We start from the raw sequence: 20975 nt of genomic DNA, 5'->3' as shown, positions 1-20975 counted from the left end.
CGGTCGTATCAGCAGCTATTGACCGAACAAAGGCTTCCCATGAGCGTAGATGCGCAAGATGTAGTACTCGTCGTCGAAGACGAACCGGTTATCTTGATGGTCCTGACGGATTACCTGTCAGGGCAGGGCTATCGCGTGTTGCAAGCGGAAAATGGCGAGCAGGCTTTCGAGATCCTCGCCAGCAAACCTCACCTGGACATGCTGATTACCGATTTCCGCCTGCCGGGCGGGATCTCCGGCGTGCAGATCGCCGAGCCGGCAGTGAAGCTGCGACCGGACCTCAAAGTGATTTTCATCAGCGGCTACCCGCAGGAAATCCGTGAAACCGGCAGCCCGATCACCAGCAAGGCACCGATCCTGGAAAAACCGTTCGATCTGGATGTGTTGCAGGAAAAGATTCAGGAATTGCTGGCCTGATATGTTGGAGCTGCCGAAGGCTGCGATCTTTTGATTTTGCTTTTTATAGATCAAGGTCAAAAGATCGCAGCCTTCGGCAGCTCCTGTAGATTCAGCTATTGATCATCTCGCGCACCTTGGCGGTGAGCAGATCAAAGGTGAAGGGCTTGGTGATCATCTGCATTCCCGAGTCGAGAAAGCCACCGCGCACCGCCGCGTGCTCGGCATAACCGGTGATGAACAACACTTTCAGACCTGGCCGGTATTGCCGACCAACCTCCGCCAGTTGACGACCGTTCATCCCCGGTAGGCCAACATCGCTGATCAGCAGGTCGATGCGTTGCGTCGAGTTGAGAATCGGCATGGCGCCGTCGGCATCACCGGCCTCCACGAACGCATAACCCAACTCACTGAGCACGGCGCTGACCAACACGCGCACTGCCGGATCGTCTTCGACGATGAGTACGGTTTCGCCATCCATCGCATACGGAGCCTGCTGCGAATCCGAGACGGGAATTTCCACTTCTTCACCACGGAAACGCGGCAGGTAGAGTTTTACCGTGGTGCCTTCATCGATTTCACTGTCGATCGACACATGCCCGCGCGACTGCTTGCTGAAGCCATAGATCATCGACAGTCCGAGGCCGGTGCCCTGGCCGATCGGCTTGGTAGTAAAAAACGGATCGAACGCACGGCTGACGACGCTCTGCGGCATGCCGCTGCCATTGTCAGTGACGCTGAGCATCACGTAATCGCCCGGCTCCAGATTGCTGTAAGCCGCGGTAAAATCGCGGTGAAGGACCTGATTGCTGGTTTCCACCACCAGTTTGCCGCCCTCGGGCATCGCATCGCGGGCGTTGATTACCAGGTTGAGCAGGGCGCTTTCGAGTTGATTGGGATCGGCCTCGGCAACCCAGAGGTTGTCGTCCAGGCGCATTTCCAGATGAATGCTTTCATTGAGGCTGCGTTGCAGCAGCTCGCCCATCGACAGCACCAGCGTGTTCATCTGCACGGCTTTCGGGTCGAGCGATTGCCGGCGGGAGAACGCCAACAAGCGGTGAGTCAGGCCGGCGGCGCGGTTGGCGGAGGTCACGCCTAGATCGATCAGACTGTCGAGGTCTTCGGTGCGGCCCCGGGCCAGACGTCGGCGCAGCAGTTCCAGGCTACCGATGATGCCGGTGAGCATATTGTTGAAGTCGTGAGCGATGCCGCCAGTGAGTTGGCCGACCGCTTCCATTTTCTGCGATTGGCGCAGCGCTTCTTCGTTGTGGCGAAGCTGTGCGGTGCGCTCTTCAACCTGTTGCTCGAGGGTTTCCAGAGTTGATTGCAGGCGTCGTTCGCTTTCACTCAGGTCGATCAGCCGATCGCGCGCTTCATATTGTCGTCGCCGCCCACGCAGGGCGGCGGAGACCAGACTGACCAGCGTCGCGGGATGGAAGGGGCGCTCGAGAAAAGTCACGTTGCCGAGCAGGGTGCTGAGACGCGACGGCGGCCCTTGTTCATCGCCGCCATGATGAGTCAGCAGCACGATGGGCATGTCCGACCAAGCGGGCTGCTGGTCAAGGTAGGCGATAAGCCCTTCCAGTTCCGGTCCGCGCAACGCCTCAGCAGCAATCAGCAGCAATCCGGCGCCGACCTCCAGTTCGGTGCACAGAGCGGCGAGATTCGGCGCCACCATGCCGCCGTAACCGGCTTCGTTGAGAATCATCAACGCGATCTGGCTGTCGCGACCCATGGGCGCCAGCACCAGCACCCGCTCGGCCAACGGCGTGTTGACCGTCACAAGCTTTCATCCTCAAGCAATGGATTGCTCGCTCCCATGTAGGTCGGCACGCCACGCAGCACGCCCTGGAAGGATTCCAGCGGTTGGCCGATGGTCATGCCACGCGAGGAGATCCGGTATTCACGGATGGTCGACTCGTGGTTGCCGGTACGTTTCTTGATAATCGAGATCGCCCGGCGGACTTTGCCGAGGGCTTCGAAGTAGCGCAACAGAATCACCGTGTCGGCCAGGTAAGTGATATCGACAGGCGCCTGCATATCGCCCACCAGACCGTGCTGGGCGACCGTCATGAAAGTCGCCGCGCCTTTGCGGTTAAGGTACAGCAGCAGCTCGTGCATGTGCAGCACCAGCGCGTTTTCTTCCGGCATCGCTGCCTGATAGCCATTGATGCTGTCGATCACCACGGTTTTGATACCCAGCTCATCGACGCAGCGGCGCACGCGATGGGACAACTCACCGGGAGACAATTCGGCGGCGTCTACTTGTTCGATCAGCAGATTACCGGTGGCCTGCAAGGCTTTGAGGTCTATGCCGAGATGACGCATTCGTTCGAGCAGCAGGCCCAGCTCTTCATCGAAAATGAACAGCGCGGCTTTTTCGCCTCGGGCCACCGCTGCGGCGGCGAAGATCATCGAAATCATTGATTTGCCGGTACCGGCCGGGCCGAGAATCAGCGTGCTGGAGCCGGTTTCGATGCCGCCGCCGAGCAGGGCGTCCATTTGCGGGATGCCGCTGGACAACTGCAGCCGCGCGTAGTCGCCGCGATGTTCCGCCGCTACCAGGCGTGGGAAAACATGGACGCCGTCGCCCATGATGGTGAAATCGTGGAAACCGCCACGGTATTTCTGCCCGCGATACTTGACCACTCGTACCCGACGACGCTCGGCGCCGTAGCTTGGCGTCAGCTCTTCAAGGCGAATCACGCCGTGGGCGACACTGTGCACGGTCTTGTCGAGGGATTCGGTGGTCAGGTCATCGAGCAGCAGGACGGTGGCGTCGTAGCGCACGAAGTAATGCTTGATCGCCAGAATCTGCCGACGATAGCGCAACGAGCTCTGCGCCAGCAGACGGATCTCCGAAAGGCTGTCGAGCACTACACGGGTCGGTTTGAAGCGTTCGACCACTTCGAAAATCTGCCTGGTCGCCTCGCCCAGTTCAAGGTCCGAGGAATACAGCAGACTTTGCTGGTGTTCGGCATTGAGCAGGCTTTCCGGCGGTGTCAGCTCGAAGATCTTGATGTTTTCGTTCAGCTCCCAGCCGTGGGAGAGCGCACCTTGACGCAGTTCTTTCTCGGTTTCCGAGAGAGTGATGTACAAGCAGCGTTCCCCGGCCAGCGCACCGGCGCGGAGGAAATGCAAAGCCACGGTGGTTTTGCCGGTTCCGGGTTCCCCCTCGAGCAAAAACACATGGCCGCGAGACAGGCCACCGGCAAGGATGTCATCCAGACCTACAATGCCGACGGCGGCCTTTGCACTGATCAACTCGTTTGATGTAGTCAAAAAACGCCCTCTTATGACTAGGGTAATCCGGCGGCTGGCTTAAGTGAGCCGCCTGAATAACTTGACCTCAGGGCATGTTCACGGTTCCGCTTTTTCTTTCGACAGGTGGTTGATTGCACCCGCTTTACCTTGATTAAAGACCCTGTTGCAGGGCCGGGTCGTCCGGATTCAGCTGCTCCAGTTGCGCCAGCAGGATCTGCACATTCTGCAATTGGCCGCTTTCCTTCCAATAGTTGATCAACAGCACTCGCGCCTTGCGGTCGGCGGGGTGGCGCTGGACGATTTCCTGCAATTGTTTCTGCGCCGCTTCCAGTTCTTCCGCACTGTGCAGTGTCGTGGCGAGGTCGTAGCGATAATCCTTGTTGTCCGGTTCCAGTTCGACCGCTTTGGACAGGCCGAGCAGGGCATATTCGCGCTGGCCGTGGTGCAGCAGCCACAGGCCGAGGGCATGTTGCAGATAGGCCGAATCGGGCTGCGCCTTGAGTTGGCGGGCGAGCAACTGGCGAGCGGCATCGCTCTGGCCCTGGCGGTCGAGCACATCGATCTGCATGACCAGCGCCGGCAGGTTGCCCGGTTCCAGGCGCAAGGTATTGTCCAAAGCCTGTTGGGCCTGTTTGTATTCGGCGTTGTGAATATAGAGACGGGCCAGTTGCGCATAGTTGGCGGCGCTTTCCGGCTGGCTTTCCAGGGTCTGTTGCCAGCCGTCGATGGCCTGCTGTAGCGGTGCGAAATACAGGCCGAGCTCGTCCGGGGCCAGGCCGAGCAGGGCATTGATCGCGGCGAAACGGACAGTTTGTTCTTCATCATCAAGCAACGGTCCTAGCAGCAGACTGCGCTGCCCGCCGGGCACCAGACCGACGATGCTTTTGATCGCTGCGACGCGAACTTGCGGCGCTTCGTGATGCAAGTCGATGTCCGCCAGCTTCAACGCCTGCGGACTGGGGTAATTGGGCAACTCGCCATGCAGCCAGACCCGGCGCTTGACCGAGATGTCCGGGCGGCCCAATTGCTGGTACAACTGGCGCGCCGCTCCGGGTTCACCGGTGCGCGCGGCGTTCAGCGCTTCGCTGTAGCCATGTTTGATAGCATCGGGGATGGTCGGAGTGCTGCTGCGCCAGGACAGCCAGACGACGCCGAGGATCAGTACGAGGCCTAAGCCGATCAGCAGGTTGCGGCGGGACTGAGTCATGCGGGTTTCCGAAAGCTTCGAACTTGAGCAGAGCGGCAAGCTTCGTTCAGCTTGGCGCGTGAGTCAAACCGTTGCCAGCGAATCGTCCTACAACACGTGTCGACTGTGAAATCCGTCAGGCTTTTGCTGCAATGTCTACGCTTGCAGAAGTCGTTTTAAAGAGAGTGCCCATGTCTGCGCTGTACACCTATTTCAAGGCTTTGATCCATCCCGGTCAGGCTGTTCTGCTGTTTGCCCTGCGGACCATCGCCGCCGGGCTGTTGACCCTTTATCTGGCGTTCATCTTCGATCTCGAACAGCCGAAGTGGTCAATCATGGCCGTGGTGATCGTCAGCCAGCCACTGGCAGGGATGGCACTGGCGCGCAGTTTCGGCCAGGTGATCGGCACCACGGTGGGTGCGGCGGTGGCGGTGCTGATCATGGCGATTTTCCCTCAGGCGCCGCTGCCGTTCATCACGACATTGGCGTTGTGGCTGGCGCTGTGCACGGCGGGCGGCACCTTGTTGCGCTACACCAGCTCCCAGGCGTTCGTGCTCAGTGGTTACACCGCAGTCGTGGTGGCCTTGCTGGCGATTCCGGATCAGGACGGCACCTTTCTGCTGGCGGTCACCCGCGTCACCGAAACCCTGTTGGCGGTTGCCTGTGTCTGTGTGGTCAGTTTGCTGACGGCCCGGCCTGAAGCCGTCGCCAAGGGCTATTTCACCAAAATCGATCAGGTCATAAAACTGGCCGCCAGCCACGCCGCCGAAGTGCTTCGCACGGAAGAAAGCGAAGCCGATTTCCAGCGTCGGCAGATGCAGCTGCTCGGCGAGATCAGCGCACTGGAAGGTTTACGACGTCATTTGTATTTCGATGCCCCACGTTTGCGCGATGCCGACAACCTGGTATTGCTGCTCGGCAATCAACTGATGCTGCTGACCTCGCGCCTGACCGCGCTGCGTCATCAGCGCGAATTGCTCATCGAACGCTGGGAGGGTGATCTGCCGCTGGAGGTCCAGCAGCTGCGTGCCGAGGAACTGGCGTTGCTTGAGCAACTGGCGCAACAGGGCCGCGCGCTGTCTGGCGCCGATCGGCAGCGTTTCGTCACCTTGCAGCAACAGTTCGAAGCATTGGCGTACAAGGCCGAGCAGCAGACCGAGAACATGAGCGCGACCCTGCGTTCATTGGCTTGGGCGCTGCGTTGGGAGCAGGCGCGCCTGTTGCAGCAACTTGAGCAGATCCTCGAACTGAGCGACGCGATTCAGGAAGGGCGCCCGGCCAGTTGTCTCTATCGCGGCCAGAGCAGTCCGTTGCATCTGGATTTCACCCTGGCCTCGATGAATGCGATCCGTGCCTTTACCGCGCTGTTGGTCAGCGGGTTGATCTGGATCGAAACGGCGTGGGATGGCGCGCGCGGCGGGATGATTCTGGTGGGGATTCTCTGCTCGCTGATGGCGACTTTTCCGCGTCCGCTGATGGCTGCGCAAAGCTATGCGCGAGGCTTGGGTCTGGCGCTGGTGGTGTCGGCGCTCTATCAATTCATGCTGGTGCCGGCGATCAGTGATTTCGAGCTGCTGGCCTTGCTGCTGGCGCCGCTGCTTTATGCCATTGCCGTGGGAATTTCCAGTCCGGCCACCGCCGGCATAGGCATGGGCCTTGGGCTGTCGAGTTTTCTCATGCTCGGGCCGCAAAACACCGGTACTGGGCAGAATACGGCAATCCAATGGTTCGAATTCGCCGGCGCCTACGTCAGCGCAGCGATGCTGGCCCTGATCGTTTATGCGCTGATCTTCCCGTTCCGCCCGGGCTTGCGCATCCGCCGCCTGTACGGCGAAGCGCGGGAGCAGGTGTACCAGCTGAGCAAATTGCCTGCGACCGATGAACAACAATTCGCTTTCGAGAGTCGGATGACCGATCGCCTGACCAGCATGCTCGGCCTGCTGCCAGCGGCGAACGATCGTGCCATGCAGCGCTTGTATGAAATCAGCCTGGCATGCGTGGCCTTGGGCGTGGCGATGCATCAGCTGCGGCAGCAGGCGCAGAACAATGGTTTGCTCACCGATGCGTTCGGCCAACGCCTGGCGTCGGCGTTGCGCAAGACTGGTCGTTTGGTTGCCGGTCGCGACGATGTCCAGCTTGCGGCGCTGCTGGCCACGTTGCACCAACTCGGAGATGAGCTGGACGAGCTGCACGCCACCAGTCATGAACATCTTTGGTCGGTGTTTCGCATGCGTGTGGCGCTGCTGATTGTGGTGTCGTTCCTCGAGCGGCACGGCGAATATTTGCAACCTCAAGGCCTGGAAGGAGAACCGCAACTTGCCCATTGATTTCGAAATTGGCGGGGTTTATCTGCCGCCGATTGCCCAGGCACTGTTACTGGCGATTCCGATTTTCATGTTGCTGGACTGGTGTCTGCGGCGCCTCGGCGTGCTGCGCCTGGTGTGGCATGAAGCACTGTTCGAAGGCGCGCTGTATGCCTGTGTCTGCGCCACGCTGATTCTGTTGATGGGAGCCTGATGTCTTGAAAGCACTAGTTGCACGAATGATGACCGTGGCAGTGGTGATCCTGGCGATCGTCCTCGGCTGGTTCGCCTGGGAGTATTACACCCGCGCGCCGTGGACACGGGATGCTCGGGTGAGGGCGGATGTGGTGACGCTGTCGGCGGATGTTTCGGGGCGAATCGTCAAACTGGCAGTGCAGGACAACCAGCATGTCGACAAGGGCCAATTGTTGCTGGAGATCGATCCGGCGCGCTATCAACTGGCGGTCGAGCACGCCCGGCGTTCGGTGGAAGTGTCCAAGGCGTCGCTGGGGCAATCGCAAGCGGCAATCGTCGCCAGTGAAGCGTTGCTCAAACAACGTCAAAGCGAGGAACGCCGCCGCCGTGCGCTGAAGCAGGGCTTCGCCATTTCCGGTGAAGAATGGGAGAAGGCCAGTACCGACGTGGCGGTTGCCCAGGCGGATCTGTTGCGCAATCAGGCCAACCTCGGGCTGGCCGAAGCCAATGTGCAACTGGCAATTGCCGCGCTGACCCAAGCCGAACTGGACTTGCAGCGCACCCGCGTTGAATCGCCAGTGAGCGGTTACGTGACCAACCTGCTGACCCGCCAGGGTGATTACGCACAGGCGGGCGGGGCACTGCTGGCGCTGGTCGACAGCGATTCGTTCTATGTCAGTGGTTACTTCGAGGAAACCAAGCTGCCGCGAATCGAGGAGGGTGATCGGGTACGCATTCAATTGATGAGCGGTGAGCGTTTCGGCGGCACGGTAGAAAGCATCGCCTTCGCCATCGCCGACCGCGAAAACGCGCCGGGCAGTCGTCTGCTGGCGAACATCAACCCGAGTTACACCTGGGTGAAACTGGCGCAACGGGTGCCGGTGCGTATCGGCATCGATGGCGACTTTGCCGGCAAGCATCGCCTGCGCGCCGGTACAACCGCCACCGTCACCGTCCTGGAGGAGCACCGCTGATCCCCTGTGGGAGCGAGCCTGCTCGCGAAGGCGGAGTATCAGCCACCGCTGATATGTCTGACCTGACGCTTTCGCGAGCAGGCTCGCTCCCACAAGAAACCCAGTGCTGCACAAAGGCATAAAAAAACCCCGCGACCGAATGATACGCGGGGCAAAAAATTTGGTTGGTTGCGGCCAACCAAAGGAGCTCTTTAACAACCTTTACTTGCTGGCGACTGTCTCCGGTTGCCAGCCACCGCCGAGGGCCTTGTAGATCGCGACGATGCCGCGATACAGCTCGACTTCGGCCTGGGCCTGAGTGTCTTCGGCGTTCAGGCGCTCACGCTGGGCGTCGAGCAGGACGAGGAAATCGGTGGTGCCTTCGCGATAACGGATTTCTGCCAGGTCAGCAGCCTTGCGACTCGATTCGCTCTGACGGATCAGCGAGATCAGGCGTTGCTGACGCTTGCCGTAATCGCTGAAGGCGTTTTCCGATTCTTCCAGCGCCAGCAGTACTTGTTGCTCGTAGTTGGCCAGCGCGCCTTCGGCGTCAGCATCGGCGCCGCGCAAACGGGCACGGACGCTGCCGAGGTCAAACGCCGCCCAGGTGATGCTCGGGCCGAGCGCCCAGGCGTTGGCTGCCGAAGAACCGATCTGCGAACCACGCCCGGCGGTCCAGCCGAGGAAGCCGCTGAGGCTGACCCGCGGGAACAGATCGGCTTTGGCCACGCCGATGCGCGCAGTGGCCGAAGCCAATTGCCGCTCGGCGCTGAGGATGTCCGGACGACGTTGCAGCAGTTCACCCGGATCACCGATTGGCAGCGCCTTGGCGATGGCCGGCAGATCTTTCGGGCTCAGGTCGACGGTCAGTTTGTCCGGGCGTTCGCCGAGCAGGGTAGCGATACGGTTTTTCTGCCGAACCTGTTCCGCCTGCAACTGCGGCACGGTGGCTTCGACGTTGGCCAGACGCGCATCGGCGCGCTCGACATCAAGCTGATCACCGACACCGGCGTCACGCAGGCTGATGGTGATCTTGCGCGACTCCTGCTGGTTGTTCAGGTTGGCCACGGCGATTTTTTCCCGCAGCTGGGCGCCGCGCAGTTGACCGTAGGCGTCGACCAGTTCGGCAATCATGGTGACTTGCAGTTGGTACAGATCGGCTTCGGCGGCCTGCTGGTCGGCATCACTGGCTTCCAGATTGCGCTGGATGCGGCCGAACAGGTCGAGCTCCCAGGCCATGTCCAGACCGAGATCATAACGTTCGCTATTGACCCGGTCGGTGGTCTGGCCGGGAATCTGGCCCTTGCCCAGGTCACTGCTGGCGCGGCTGGTGATGGTCGGCATCGCGTCATTGCTGGCGTCGTCGCGGATTGCCCGGGCGGCTTTCCAGCGGGCGAACGCCACGCGCAGTTCACGGTTGCCTTGCAGCGACTGGCTCACCAACTGGTTCAGGGTCGGATCATCGAATTGCTGCCACCAGATGCCTTCGAATTTCGAGCGGTCGAAGTTCTTTTGTCCGGCGGCGCCGTCGGTGGCGGTCGTGATGTTGGCCGCCTCCGTGGCCGGGGTCTTGTAGTCGGGGCCGACGGCGCAGGCGCTGAGGGCCAGCACCAGCAGACTCGGCAGGAAGACTTTCAGACTCATTGTTGCGCCTCCAGTGGCTTTTGAAGAGTGTGCGCCTTGGCTGCTTTGCGCTGCTCGCCGCGTTCGACAAAGTTACGGATCAGTACGTAGAACACTGGCGTCAGCAGCAGACCGAAGAAGGTCACCCCGAGCATCCCGGAGAACACCGCCACACCCATGGCGTGACGCATCTCGGCACCGGCACCGCTGGAGAACACCAGTGGAACCACACCCATGATGAACGCGAAGGAGGTCATCAGGATCGGCCGCAGACGCAGGCGGCAGGCTTCCAGCACCGCTGCGAGCGGGTCGAGGCCTTCTTCCTGTTTATCCTTGGCGAACTCGACGATGAGAATCGCGTTTTTACAGGCAAGTCCCACCAGTACGATCAAGCCGATCTGGGTGAAGATGTTGTTGTCACCGCCGGAGATGATCACACCGGTAATGGCCGACAGCAGGGTCATCGGTACGATCAGGATCACCGCCAGTGGCAGGCTCCAGCTTTCGTATTGTGCGGCGAGCACCAGGAACGCCAGCAGCACGCAGAGCGGGAACACGAACAGCGCGGTGTTGCCGGACAGAATCTGCTGGTAGGTCAGGTCGGTCCACTCGTAGGTCATGCCGTTCGGAAGTTCTTCCTTGAGCAGTTTCTCGATGGCTTTTTCCGCCTGGCCGGAGCTATAGCCCGGGGCTGCGGCACCGTTGATTTCAGCGGTGATGAAGCCGTTGTAGTGCATCACGCGATCCGGTCCCGAGGTGTCGCTGACCTTGATGAAGGTCGCCAGCGGGATCATCTCGCCTTTGTTGTTGCGTACTTTCAGCTGACCGATCTGATCGGATTCAAGACGGAACTGCTGTTCGGCCTGAACGTTGACCTGATAGGTGCGCCCGAAGCGGTTGAAGTCGTTGGCATACAGCGAACCCAGGTAGATCTGCAGGGTGTCGAAGATGTCGCTGACGGCCACGCCGTGGGTCTTGGCTTTTTCACGGTCGATGGCGGCATCGACCTGTGGCACGTTCACCGTGTAGCTGGTGAACAGGCCGGCCAGTTCCGGCACGTTGTGGCTCTTGTTGATGATGTTCATGGTTTCTTTGTACAGCTCGTCGTAGCCGAGGTTGCCCCGGTCTTCGATCTGCAGGCGGAAACCGCCAATGGTGCCCAGGCCTTGTACCGGCGGTGGCGGGAAGATCGCCATGTACGCTTCCTGAATGTTCGCGTACTGGCCGTTCAAGGCACCGGCAATCGCACCGGCGGACATGCTCGGGTCTTTACGCTCGTCGAACGGTTTCAGGGTCACGAAGACGATGCCGGCGTTCGGGCTGTTGGTGAAGCCGTTGATCGACAGGCCCGGGAACGCTACGGCGCTTTCCACGCCCGGCTGTTTCAGCGCGAGGTCGGACATGCGCTTGATCACGTCTTCGGTGCGATCCAGGCTCGCGGCATCCGGCAATTGCGCGAAGGCCACCAGGTATTGCTTGTCCTGGCCGGGTACGAAACCGGTCGGCGTGCTGGAGAAACCGAAGAAGGTCAGCACCATCAGGCCTGCATACACGAGCAGGGCGATGCCGCTGCTGCGGATGACCCGGCGCACGGTGCCGACGTAGCCATGACTGGCACGGTCGAAGAAACGGTTGAACGGACGGAACAGCCAGCCACCGAAGATTCTGTCGAGCACTTTCGAGAAGCGGTCTTTCGGCGCGTCGTGACTTTTCAGCAGCACAGCAGCCAGCGCTGGCGACAGGGTCAGCGAGTTGAACGCCGAGATCACTGTCGAGATCGCGATGGTCAGTGCGAACTGTTTGTAGAACTGCCCGGTGAGGCCGGAAATGAATGCCGCCGGGACGAACACTGCACACAGCACCAGTGCCGTGGCCACGATCGGCCCGGTCACTTCACGCATGGCGCGCTTGGTCGCTTCGACCGGCGTCAGTCCGAGTTCGATGTTCCGTTCGACGTTTTCCACCACGACGATGGCGTCATCCACCACGATGCCGATGGCCAGCACCAAGCCGAACAGCGACAGGGCGTTGAGCGAGAAGCCGAACAGGTGCATGACCGCAAACGTACCGATCAACGATACCGGCACCGCCACCAGCGGAATGATCGAGGCGCGCCAGGTCTGCAGAAACAGAATCACCACCAGCACCACGAGGATCAGCGCTTCGAACAGGGTGTGCACCACCGCCTCGATCGAGCCACGAACGAAGATCGTCGGGTCATACACGATGCTGTAATCCATGCCCTGCGGGAAGCCTTTCTTCAGCTCTTCCATCTTGCCGCGCACTTCGTTGGAAATGTCGATGGCGTTGGAGCCGGGACGCTGGAAGATCGGGATTGCCACCGCCGGCTGATTGTTCAGCAGCGAGCGCAAGGCGTATTGGCTGGAACCCAGTTCAATGCGTGCAATATCCTTCAGGCGAGTGATCTCACCGTCATCGCCTGCACGAATGACGATGTTCTCGAACTCTTCCTCGGAAACCAGACGGCCTTGGGTGTTGACCGACAGCTGGAAGCTTTGCGCGGTCGGGGCAGGGGGCGCGCCCAGTTGACCGGCGGCCACTTGGCGATTCTGCTCGCGAATCGCGGTCACCACATCGGTCGCGGTCAGATTGCGCGAAGCGGTCTTGTTCGGGTCGAGCCAGACACGCAACGAGTAGTCGCCCATACCGAACAACTGCACATCACCGACACCACCGAGGCGAGCAAGCTCATCCTTGATGTTCAGGATTGCGTAGTTGGACAGGTACAGCATGTCGTAGCGCTTGTCCGGTGAGGTCAAGTGCACAACCATGGTCAGGTCGGGCGAAGCCTTGTCGACGGTGATACCGATGCGCGTCACTTCCTCAGGAAGCTTCGGCTCGGTCCGGGTCACCCGGTTCTGCACCTGCACCTGCGCGTTGTCCAGGTCAGTGCCCAGGGCGAAGGTGATGGTCAGGGTGATCTTGCCGTCAGCGGTCGATTGCGAGGACATGTACAGCATGTTCTCGACGCCGGTGATGGCCTGCTCCAGCGGAGCGGCCACGGTTTCACCGATGACTTTGGGGTTGGCCCCCGGGAAGTTGGCGCGCACGACCACGGTCGGCGGCACGACTTCCGGGTATTCGCTGATCGGTAACTGGAACAGCGAGATCGCACCGGCGATCAGGATCAACAGCGACAGCACCGCTGCGAAGATCGGCCGGGAAATGAAGAATTGGGAAAAATTCATCGGAGTTGTCGTCCCTTAACCGCGTGGGGTCGTAGCGGCCAGCTTCGCAGCCGAACCCGATGCGCCCTTGGCAGGGGCAACTTTGGGCAGGTTGCTGGCTTCCAGCGCTTGACGTTGTTGAGCGAGGGCGGCGAGGGTCTGCTCGCTGGCCATCGGAATCACCTCAGGGGTGACCGGTGAGCCAGGACGAACCCGTTGCAGACCCTTGACGATGATCGTGTCGTCCTTGTTCAGGCCGTTGCGGACGATGCGCAGGCCTTCGATCTTCGGACCGAGTTCGACGGCACGGTAGGCAGTCTTGTTGTCGCCATCCATCACCAGCACGAACTTCTTGCCCAGGTCAGTGCCCACGGCTTCGTCATTGATCAGCATGGCGTTGTAGGTGCCGCTGCCGACCAGTTTCAAGCGAGCGTAGAGGCCAGGGGTGTAGGTGCCGTCAGCGTTGTCGAAGACTGCGCGACCACGGATGGTGCCGGTTTTCGGATTGACCTGGTTGTCGACGAAGTTCATCTGGCCGAGGTGCGGGTTGCCGTCTTCGTTGGACAGGCCCATGTACACCGGTGTGGTGGCGCCGCGCTGACCGTTGCGGGCCAGTTGGGTGTATTTGAGGAACACGCGTTCGTCGGCGTCGAAGTAGGCGTAGACCTTGTCGGTGGAGACGACGCTGGTCAGCGCGGTGGTGTCGGCGGTCACCAGGTTGCCGGCAGTGATTTCGGCGCGGCTGACGCGGCCGCTGATCGGTGCGGTCACGCGGGTGAAGCTCAGATTCAGTTTGGCCAGGTCCAGTTGTGCCTGCAGGGCACCAACGGCGGCGCGGGCTTCTTGGGCGGCGCTGGTGCGCGAGTCGGCCAGTTCAGCGGAAATGGCGTTGCTGGTACGCAGGCGTTCGCCGCGAGCGGCTTCGTTTTCGCTGCGAGTGGCGGTGGCGCGGGCTTGAGCAACCAGAGCTTCGAGGCGGCGTACCTCGGCCTGGAACGGACGCGGGTCGATCTGGAACAGCAGGTCGCCTTTTTTGACCAGCGCGCCTTCGGTGAACGCGACCTGATCGATCTGGCCCGAAACCCGTGGGCGGATTTCAACGGTTTCCGGCGCTTCGAGGCGCCCGGTAAATTCGTCCCACTCGTTGACCGGTTGTTCCAGCACCTTGGCCACGCTGACTTTGGCAGCGGGCGGGGCGCCGGCAGTCTCCGGAGTTTTGCCGCAGGCGCTCATCACCAGTACGGCCAGCATGGCCAACGGGAAGCGCAAATGTTTGAGTGATTGTTCCATGGATGCAATCCGCCGAAGTATTGAAGATGGGCGGATGATGCTCGGCGCAGGTGTGATGGCACGAATCGAATGAAGCAAAGGTAACTATCATTCGGAATGATATAAGCGCCGAGGCAGCCCTCTAGCATGCACATTTCGTTAGGGGGCTATCAATCGGCCTGAAGGCAATTCTGTGTTGCTTGATCTGCAATGATCGCGACCGAAGCTGCGCGCGGAGGATTATCCGGCGATTAAATGCCGCGCTGCTATCAGCACCTCGCCCACTTGCCGGAGCAATACGCCAATGTCGCGGAATGGGCAATCAAGGGAGTTTCGCTCTAACATGAGCGTAACCTCATGCTCTGATATTTACCGTCCCCGGATCATTTTTATGCGAGACCTGCCCCCGACCGCGACCCTGCGGGCTTTCGAAGTGGCCACCCGGCACCCGACGTTCACGGCTGCCGCTCAAGAACTGCACGTGACCCAAAGCGCTGTCAGTCATCAGCTCCGGCATCTGGAAGAACTTTGGGGATTGCAATTGTTCGAGCGCGGCAAGGCGTTACGCCTTACAACAGCGGGGGCGACGCTGGCGCCGATCGTGCGCGAGTTTTTCATGAGCCTCGAGGCCACGCTGGAGGATCTGCGCGAGCAAAAGGACAGGGTTCGCCTGACCGTCAGCACCACCTATTCGTTCGCGTTGAAGTGGCTGCTGCCACGCTTGCCGAACCTGTCGCGCCTGCACCCGGAGCTGTTGGTGTCGCTGGACACCACGGACAAGATCATCCATTTCGCCAGCGGCGAAGCCGATGTCGCCATTCGCTTGGGCAAGGGCAATTATCCCGGTCTGTATTCGGAGTTTCTGTTTGGGGAGCAAGTGTTTCCCGTGGCCAGCCCCGAACTGCTGCAGCGCGTCGGCACGCCGGGCAGTCCCGCGGAGTTGCTGCAGATGCCGTTACTTATCCGCGACGGCGCCGAGTTGGCGCCGAAATGGGAGGTGTGGTTTCAGTCCGTCGGGCTGGAGTTTTTACCGCTGCGCGAAGGCGTCAGGTTTGGTGATACCAATATGACGGTGGAAGCTGCGTTGCTCGGCCAGGGTGTGGCGCTGGTGCGCAGTGGGCATGTCGAAAATGAAATCGGCGACGGCCGCTTGCTGAGGCTGTTCGATGTGCCGTTCACATCGCCGCTTGCCTATTATTTCGTCTGTCCCAAAGGCATCGAAGCCCAGCCGCATATCCTCAAATTTCGCGAGTGGTTGCTCGGTGAGGCGTTGAAAGTGCAGGGCGCGCAGCACTGAGTCATGAGGTATTGCTCATGACTGGATGAAGAGACTTCTCTGTAATGTGGGCTGCGGCGATGACTAAAATGCCGCATGCCAATCCATCTCGTACTCCTCGTTCTGTTCGCCGCGCTCCTGCACGCCAGCTGGAACGCGCTGCTGCGCGGCGGTGCCGATCGGCTCTGGTCGATGACAATAATGTGCGTGGCCATCGCCATCGTCTGCCTCATTGCCACCTTTTTCATGGCCGCGCCTGCACCTGAGAGCTGGGGGTATGCGCTGCTCTCGGCACTGCTGCATGTCGGCTACAACCTGTTCCTGGTGCGCAGCTATCGGGTCGGCGACCTTGGGCAGATCTATCCGATTTCCCGCGGCTCGTCACCGGCGCTGATCACCCTTGGCGCCGCGCTGTTTGCCGGCGAAACCATTACTCCCGCTGAGCTGCTCGGCATCGGTCTGGTATCCGGCGGAATCATTTCCCTGGCCTTTCGCGGGCGCAGCCTGTCGGTGCCGAGCCTGCCGTATGCGCTGGGCACCGGTTGTTTCATCGCTGCCTACAGCGTCGTCGATGGCATTGGCGCCAGGCTTTCCGGTGCGCCGCTCGCGTACACGGTGTGGATGAGCGCCCTGTGGGGTGTGTTGATGCCATTGGTGTATATCGGCCTGCGCGATGCTCGCAGTCTGTTTTCCGTACGGCCCGGAATGCTGACCGCTGCGGTCGGCGGACTGGTCTCGTTGCTGGCCTACGCAATCGTTATCTACGCCATGAACGAAGCGCCACTGGGTGCGGTGTCGGCCTTGCGCGAAACCAGCGTGTTGTTTGCCGCATTGCTCGGCTATTTGTTCCTCGGTGAAAAGCTCACCGTCCGCAGGATGCTGGCGTGCGTGGTCATCGCCAGCGGCGCCATCATCATCGGCTGACACAGCCCAACTGCTCAGGAGAACGTCGCATGGATAACGTTTCGCAGGCCCCGCTGATTCTGATCACCGGCGGCAGTCGCGGAGTCGGCGCCGCCACCGCCCGACTCGCTGCCGCGCAAGGCTACGACGTCGCCATCAGCTACGTCGCCAACGAGTCCGCCGCGCTGGCGGTGGTGGCGGATATCGAAGCATTGGGGCGCAAAGGCCTCGCGGTGCGTGCTGACAGTGCTGACCCCGAGCAGGTTGCTGAACTGTTCTCGGCTCTCGATCGCTCATTTGGACGGATCGACGTTCTGGTCAATAACGCTGGCGTTCTGGCAAAACAGTCACGCATGGAGGACCTGAGCTTTGAACGCATGCAGCGCATCTTCGCGGTCAATGCTCTGGGACCGATCCTGTGCGCGCAGCAAGCGGTGAAGCGCATGGCTTATCGGCACGGCGGCACAGGTGGGGCTGTGATCAACGTTTCTTCTGCCTCGGCGCGCCTGGGCAGCCCGAATGAATACGTTGACTACGCAGCATCGAAAGGCGCGCTGGAAACTTTCACCATCGGCTTTGCCAAAGAAGTCGCGCGCGAGGGTATTCGGGTCAACTGCATTCGCCCGGGGCACATCTATACCGACATGCACGCCAGCGGCGGCGAACCGGGGCGGGTGGATCGCGTGAAGGACACGATCCCGATGGGGCGGGGCGGTCAGCCGGAAGAGGTGGCGCGGGCCATCTTGTGGCTGGCCAGCGCGGAGGCCTCGTTTGTCACGGGTACTTTTCTGGATGTGACTGGCGGCAAGTGATTCGGGTCGGGAAAGAGGCTAAAGGGATTTCAGGGTCCAGATTCAGAGGGGGCGCCTGATCTTCCTGTTCTTGGCCAGTCAGGTCATGGGGTCAGGTCGTTCAGCCGCAGGCAAGTGCAAATGCGCTTCCATGGCGTCATGAAGGAGTCTGACGACCTCGATCACGTCGTCATTTGCCACGCGATAGAACACGATATGGCGCGGGCTCTTGACCGTTCCATAAGTGGGTTTCGCCTGCTGGCGTGAATAGATGAGGTGATAGCTGCGGAGGCCTGGTGCAAGCTCATCGCGGTCATGGCTGCCAATGCGATAAGGCGTGTCGGCCAGCGCTTGCAGCGCTGCAAGGATCAGCGCTTGGTAGCGCTGGCGGGCCTGGTCGCCGAACTGGGTATGGGAGAGTCTGAGTATGTCGACAATGTCGGCGCGCGCGGGGTTGGAAATCCGATATCGCGGCATCCTCAGTGTTTCTCGCGCGCGGGGAGGGTAGCCTCCTGGCTCAAGCCTTCAAGGTAACGTTCCAGATCCCCTTCGTTCACCTGAGTAAAACGCCCACGCTCAAGATCCATGATGCCGATCGAGGTCGCCTGACGCAGTGCCTCGATTTTGGCGGTATCTTCGGCGACGCGCTGCTCCAACAGCCGCAAGCCTTCGCGCATTACCTCACTGGCATTCTGATACCGGCCTGACTGGACAAGGTCATGAATAACCTGTTCCTGGTGAGGAGTGAGCACTACGTTTCGGGTCGCCATAATTATCTCCAGTGCTGGCCAAACCGGTAGTTACGAACATTGGCATATTATGCCAATTTGCCCGTCCGGATATTGAATCGGGATCTGATTCCGACGGGGTGCGTCCTACGGTACTTCCGATAAAGCACCCTAGCCGACGATACCTAAAGACTATCCGGATCCCCGAAAAACATCTGAATCCGCGACCTCAACCACCGCTCTCCCGGATCGTTGTCCTGCGAGCCACGCCAAGCCATGTGCAGTTCAAACGTACGCGTCGGCAGTGGCGGATCTTCAGCACGAAGCCCACCAGCCGCCGTCAGTGCCTCAGCCGTGTAATCCGGCACGGTCGCGACGATATCGGTGCCCGCCAGCAGCGTGCCGAGTCCGTTGAACTGTGGCACTGCCAGCACCACGTGCCGTTTGCGTCCGAGTTTTTCCAGTTCTTCATCGACAAAACCACTGAGGTCTCCAGCGAACGACACCAGTGCGTGCGGTCGGGCGCAGTAGTCGTCGAGGCTCAGCGGCCCCGGCACGGTGTCGGCGCGCAGCAGCTTCGGTGCGCTGCGGCGCAGGACCTTGCGCTTGGCGTTGGCCGGCAGGTCGGTGGTGTAGCTGACGCCGATCGAAATCTCGCCGGAGGCGAGCAGGCCCGGCATCAAGATGTAGTTGACCCGCCGCACCACGAGGACGATGCCTGGTGCTTCGGCGCGCAGGCGCTTGAGCAGCATCGGCAGCAGGGCGAATTCGACGTCGTCGGATAATCCAATGCGGAACACCGATGTGCTGGTCGCCGGATCGAAATCGGCGGCGCGACTGACGGCGGTCGAGATCGAATCAAGGGCGGGCGAGAGCAGGGCGAAGATTTCCACCGCGCGGGCGGACGGCTCCATGCTGCGGCCGGTGCGGACAAACAAGGGATCGTCAAACAGGCTGCGCAGGCGCGACAAGGCCGCACTGATAGCCGGTTGGCCGAGGAACAATTTTTCCGCGGCCCGAGTCACACTGCGTTCGTGCATCAATGTTTCGAACACGATCAGCAGGTTCAGGTCGACACGACGCAGGTCATTACGATTCATCTGGAGTCCTGGCAGAGTCATCAAACTTGACGAGGGCGACCATATGAGAACAATGGCCGGCATGAATCTTACGGGGAAAGGCTGGTACTCTGCACCGGAAAATTCAGCTTTACTGCGACGGTGGCAGGCCTTTTTTCATGGATTCTGCCAATGCCGCCCTTGATGCGGAATCAATGACAGGCATGTCGACTATTAATAGCCACTGATGGTCTTGGGTCCAAAGCCCAGATAGAGTTCATGGCATTAGAGGTTACTTTGACGAGGTTTGCGATGTCCCGCACGATCCGTTTTCACAAGTTTGGTCCGGCCGAGGTGCTCAAATGCGAAGAGCATGCGGCTGCTCAGCCAGGTCCTGGCGAAGTGCAGGTGCGTGTCGAGGCAATCGGCATCAGTTGGTACGACACCCTGTGGCGCCAGAATCTGGCGTCGTCCCAGGCACGTCTGCCTTCGGGCCTCGGTCATGAAATGGCTGGCGTGGTCACTGCGGTGGGCGCTGATGTCGACGACCTGTCCGTCGGCGACAAAGTGGCCAGCTTTCCAGCGGAAAGCCCGAACGACTATCCGGTTTACGGCGAGTCGATCGTTCTGCCGCGCACCGCGCTGACCCGTTATCCCGATGTGCTCAGCCCGATCGAAGCGAGTGTGCATTACACGCCGCTGCTGATCGCCTACTTCGCTTATGCCGATCTGGCGCGGGTCAAACCTGGTCAATTTGCGCTGGTGACTGACGCCAGCCACTGCGCCGGGCCGTCGTTTGTGCAATTGGGCAAAGCGCTGGGTGTGCGAGTGATCGCCGCGACCAAATCGGCGGAGGAGCGTGAGTACCTGCTGTCCCTCGGTGCGGAGAAGGTCATCGTCACCGAAGAGGAAGATCTGTTGATGCGCATCAACAAGATCACCGACAACCGCGGCGTCGATGTGGTGTTCGATGGTCTTGGCGGCCCGCAGATGTCGTTGCTTGGCGATGTACTGGCCCCACGCGGCAGTCTGGTGCTGTACGGCTTGCAAGGTGGTAACCAGACCCCGTTCCCGGCGTGTGCGGCGTTTCAGAAGAACATCCAGTTCTTCGTGCACTGCATCGGCAACTTCACCGGCAAGCCGGAGCTGGGCATTGTCCAGGACCACGTCGCTCTGCAGCGTGCTTTGCGTGACATCAACCAGTTGACCGCTGACCGCGTGCTCCTGCCGCTCAAGACTCGTGTATTCGCGTTCAACGAGTTCGTTGAAGCGCATCGCTACATGGACGAATGCCCATGCCGCGAGCGAGTGGCCCTGCAAGTGGAAACCGCGTAAATCCGCTCATTAGAGTCCGTGGCCGCCACGGACTCTTTTCTGTTTAGATCCTCCGCTGTCAGTAAACCCTTCCCGATATCGAAGCATCGGCCCTTCAGCAACTGAACTGGTTTTTGCCTTCGATCTGTATCTTCTAATCACACTATAAGCACTGATAATTGAATGATTACTTTCATCTCAAGGAATGAGCTATGGCTGTGCATTCAGTTTGTCCAAGGCAATATCAAATGGCTGGCTCGGCTGGCTTCGTCAATTTCTGTTTAATTGCTGTAGGGCGTTTCGGAAGTTGCTTCTCCTTTTCTTGTAATGATTTGTCGTGGGACGTTGTGGGAAGTTTCCTCAGATCATTTGCGAATGGCGAAAGCCCAATGAATACGGGTGGTTGAACGTGACGATTGGCATCTGGATGGCTTTATTCAGGTGAAGTGTTTCAAATAACTACAACTTTGTAAGTGTTAGCATTTCAGCGTCTATTACTTATTGATCCAATTGCCGCGCGCCCATTGT

At 60.2% G+C, this 20975-nt stretch carries 17 protein-coding genes; 8 read left to right on the top strand and 9 right to left on the bottom strand.

Annotation, left to right across the window (positions count from 1 at the left end; translation table 11 throughout):
- Nucleotides 1–39 precede the first annotated feature (39 nt).
- Nucleotides 40–417, top strand: coding sequence for a response regulator (locus tag J5M66_RS12640; RefSeq protein ID WP_016774860.1), 378 nt, complete (start codon nt 40–42; stop codon nt 415–417).
- 91 nt (nt 418–508) lie between these two features.
- Here the strand turns inward: J5M66_RS12640 and J5M66_RS12635 are convergent, their stop codons facing one another.
- The 3 genes from J5M66_RS12635 to J5M66_RS12625 form a co-directional block, all read right to left on the bottom strand.
- Entirely contained in the window at nt 509–2179 is a 1671-nt protein-coding gene (locus J5M66_RS12635) for an ATP-binding protein (RefSeq protein ID WP_160769343.1), read from the bottom strand.
- Nucleotides 2176–3678: an ATPase domain-containing protein gene (locus J5M66_RS12630; RefSeq protein ID WP_122698197.1), complete on the bottom strand. Its 1503-nt coding sequence runs from the start codon at nt 3676–3678 to the stop codon at nt 2176–2178. Before J5M66_RS12630 ends, J5M66_RS12635 begins: the two co-directional genes overlap by 4 nt.
- Nucleotides 3679–3811: 133 nt before the next feature.
- A complete protein-coding gene (locus J5M66_RS12625) occupies nt 3812–4867 on the bottom strand; it encodes a tetratricopeptide repeat protein (protein WP_122611339.1) in 1056 nt (351 codons plus the stop codon).
- Between the two features lie 170 nt (nt 4868–5037).
- On the opposite strand from J5M66_RS12625, the gene J5M66_RS12620 reads away from it, so the two are divergent.
- The 3 genes from J5M66_RS12620 to J5M66_RS12610 are packed head-to-tail and all read left to right on the top strand — an operon-like array spanning nt 5038 to nt 8318.
- Nucleotides 5038–7173 carry an FUSC family protein gene (locus J5M66_RS12620; protein WP_207808871.1) on the top strand — a complete coding sequence of 712 codons (2136 nt, stop codon included), beginning with the start codon at nt 5038–5040 and terminating at the stop codon, nt 7171–7173.
- A complete protein-coding gene (locus tag J5M66_RS12615; RefSeq protein ID WP_016774855.1) occupies nt 7163–7363 on the top strand; it encodes a DUF1656 domain-containing protein in 201 nt (66 codons plus the stop codon). Before J5M66_RS12620 ends, J5M66_RS12615 begins: the two co-directional genes overlap by 11 nt.
- A 4-nt stretch (nt 7364–7367) precedes the next feature.
- Nucleotides 7368–8318, top strand: coding sequence for an HlyD family secretion protein (locus tag J5M66_RS12610; RefSeq protein ID WP_160769339.1), 951 nt, complete (start codon nt 7368–7370; stop codon nt 8316–8318).
- A 201-nt stretch (nt 8319–8519) separates the two neighbouring features.
- On the opposite strand, the gene J5M66_RS12605 is transcribed toward J5M66_RS12610, so the two are convergent.
- The 3 genes from J5M66_RS12605 to mexE are packed head-to-tail and all read right to left on the bottom strand — an operon-like array spanning nt 8520 to nt 14398.
- Nucleotides 8520–9941: a TolC family protein gene (locus tag J5M66_RS12605; RefSeq protein WP_016774854.1), complete on the bottom strand. Its 1422-nt coding sequence runs from the start codon at nt 9939–9941 to the stop codon at nt 8520–8522.
- Nucleotides 9938–13129, bottom strand: coding sequence for an efflux RND transporter permease subunit (locus tag J5M66_RS12600; protein WP_122881642.1), 3192 nt, complete (start codon nt 13127–13129; stop codon nt 9938–9940). The genes J5M66_RS12605 and J5M66_RS12600 overlap by 4 nt, the downstream gene beginning before the upstream one ends.
- A 15-nt stretch (nt 13130–13144) precedes the next feature.
- Nucleotides 13145–14398 carry a multidrug efflux RND transporter periplasmic adaptor subunit MexE gene (gene mexE / locus J5M66_RS12595; RefSeq protein ID WP_039761553.1) on the bottom strand — a complete coding sequence of 418 codons (1254 nt, stop codon included), beginning with the start codon at nt 14396–14398 and terminating at the stop codon, nt 13145–13147.
- A gap of 370 nt (nt 14399–14768) precedes the next feature.
- Between mexE and gcvA the strand changes: the two genes are divergently transcribed.
- The 3 genes from gcvA to J5M66_RS12580 all read left to right on the top strand — a co-directional run bounded on the left by gcvA (nt 14769) and on the right by J5M66_RS12580 (nt 17368).
- On the top strand, nt 14769–15674 hold the full coding sequence (gene gcvA, locus J5M66_RS12590; protein ID WP_207808869.1) for a transcriptional regulator GcvA: 906 nt from the start codon (nt 14769–14771) through the stop codon (nt 15672–15674).
- Nucleotides 15675–15749: 75 nt separating this feature from the next.
- Nucleotides 15750–16577, top strand: a complete 828-nt coding sequence (locus tag J5M66_RS12585) for a DMT family transporter (RefSeq protein WP_122881640.1) — start codon at nt 15750–15752, stop codon at nt 16575–16577.
- Between the two features lie 29 nt (nt 16578–16606).
- Nucleotides 16607–17368, top strand: a complete 762-nt coding sequence (locus J5M66_RS12580) for an SDR family oxidoreductase (protein WP_122881639.1) — start codon at nt 16607–16609, stop codon at nt 17366–17368.
- A 78-nt stretch (nt 17369–17446) separates the two neighbouring features.
- On the opposite strand, the gene J5M66_RS12575 is transcribed toward J5M66_RS12580, so the two are convergent.
- From J5M66_RS12575 to J5M66_RS12565, 3 genes are all read right to left on the bottom strand, one after another.
- Nucleotides 17447–17824, bottom strand: coding sequence for a type II toxin-antitoxin system RelE/ParE family toxin (locus J5M66_RS12575; RefSeq protein WP_207808867.1), 378 nt, complete (start codon nt 17822–17824; stop codon nt 17447–17449).
- Between the two features lie 2 nt (nt 17825–17826).
- The gene (locus tag J5M66_RS12570; protein ID WP_123442394.1) at nt 17827–18117 is read right to left on the bottom strand and encodes a type II toxin-antitoxin system ParD family antitoxin; all 291 of its coding nucleotides are present in this window, start codon (nt 18115–18117) and stop codon (nt 17827–17829) included.
- Nucleotides 18118–18260: 143 nt separating this feature from the next.
- Entirely contained in the window at nt 18261–19175 is a 915-nt protein-coding gene (locus J5M66_RS12565; protein WP_016774850.1) for a LysR family transcriptional regulator, read from the bottom strand.
- Between the two features lie 270 nt (nt 19176–19445).
- Here J5M66_RS12565 and J5M66_RS12560 point away from each other — a divergent pair, with 270 nt between their 5' ends.
- Nucleotides 19446–20468 carry a zinc-dependent alcohol dehydrogenase family protein gene (locus J5M66_RS12560; RefSeq protein WP_016774849.1) on the top strand — a complete coding sequence of 341 codons (1023 nt, stop codon included), beginning with the start codon at nt 19446–19448 and terminating at the stop codon, nt 20466–20468.
- The last annotated feature ends 507 nt before the right edge of the window (nt 20469–20975 follow it).

This window comes from Pseudomonas sp. 67(2021), assembly GCF_017491835.1.
In the GTDB taxonomy this organism is placed as follows: domain Bacteria; phylum Pseudomonadota; class Gammaproteobacteria; order Pseudomonadales; family Pseudomonadaceae; genus Aquipseudomonas; species Aquipseudomonas atacamensis.
Note: the sequence above shows the minus strand (reverse complement) of the source record. Positions and strands in the feature narration are given on the sequence as shown.

Coding starts and splice junctions, on each gene's coding strand:
- J5M66_RS12640 (WP_016774860.1), top strand. CDS start 40: ATGAGCGTAGATGCGCAAGATGTAGTACTCGTCGTCGAAGACGAACCG.
- J5M66_RS12625 (WP_122611339.1), bottom strand. CDS start 4,867: ATGACTCAGTCCCGCCGCAACCTGCTGATCGGCTTAGGCCTCGTACTG.
- J5M66_RS12620 (WP_207808871.1), top strand. CDS start 5,038: ATGTCTGCGCTGTACACCTATTTCAAGGCTTTGATCCATCCCGGTCAG.
- J5M66_RS12605 (WP_016774854.1), bottom strand. CDS start 9,941: ATGAGTCTGAAAGTCTTCCTGCCGAGTCTGCTGGTGCTGGCCCTCAGC.
- J5M66_RS12600 (WP_122881642.1), bottom strand. CDS start 13,129: ATGAATTTTTCCCAATTCTTCATTTCCCGGCCGATCTTCGCAGCGGTG.
- mexE (WP_039761553.1), bottom strand. CDS start 14,398: ATGGAACAATCACTCAAACATTTGCGCTTCCCGTTGGCCATGCTGGCC.
- gcvA (WP_207808869.1), top strand. CDS start 14,769: ATGCGAGACCTGCCCCCGACCGCGACCCTGCGGGCTTTCGAAGTGGCC.
- J5M66_RS12585 (WP_122881640.1), top strand. CDS start 15,750: ATGCCAATCCATCTCGTACTCCTCGTTCTGTTCGCCGCGCTCCTGCAC.
- J5M66_RS12580 (WP_122881639.1), top strand. CDS start 16,607: ATGGATAACGTTTCGCAGGCCCCGCTGATTCTGATCACCGGCGGCAGT.
- J5M66_RS12575 (WP_207808867.1), bottom strand. CDS start 17,824: ATGCCGCGATATCGGATTTCCAACCCCGCGCGCGCCGACATTGTCGAC.
- J5M66_RS12570 (WP_123442394.1), bottom strand. CDS start 18,117: ATGGCGACCCGAAACGTAGTGCTCACTCCTCACCAGGAACAGGTTATT.
- J5M66_RS12565 (WP_016774850.1), bottom strand. CDS start 19,175: ATGAATCGTAATGACCTGCGTCGTGTCGACCTGAACCTGCTGATCGTG.
- J5M66_RS12560 (WP_016774849.1), top strand. CDS start 19,446: ATGTCCCGCACGATCCGTTTTCACAAGTTTGGTCCGGCCGAGGTGCTC.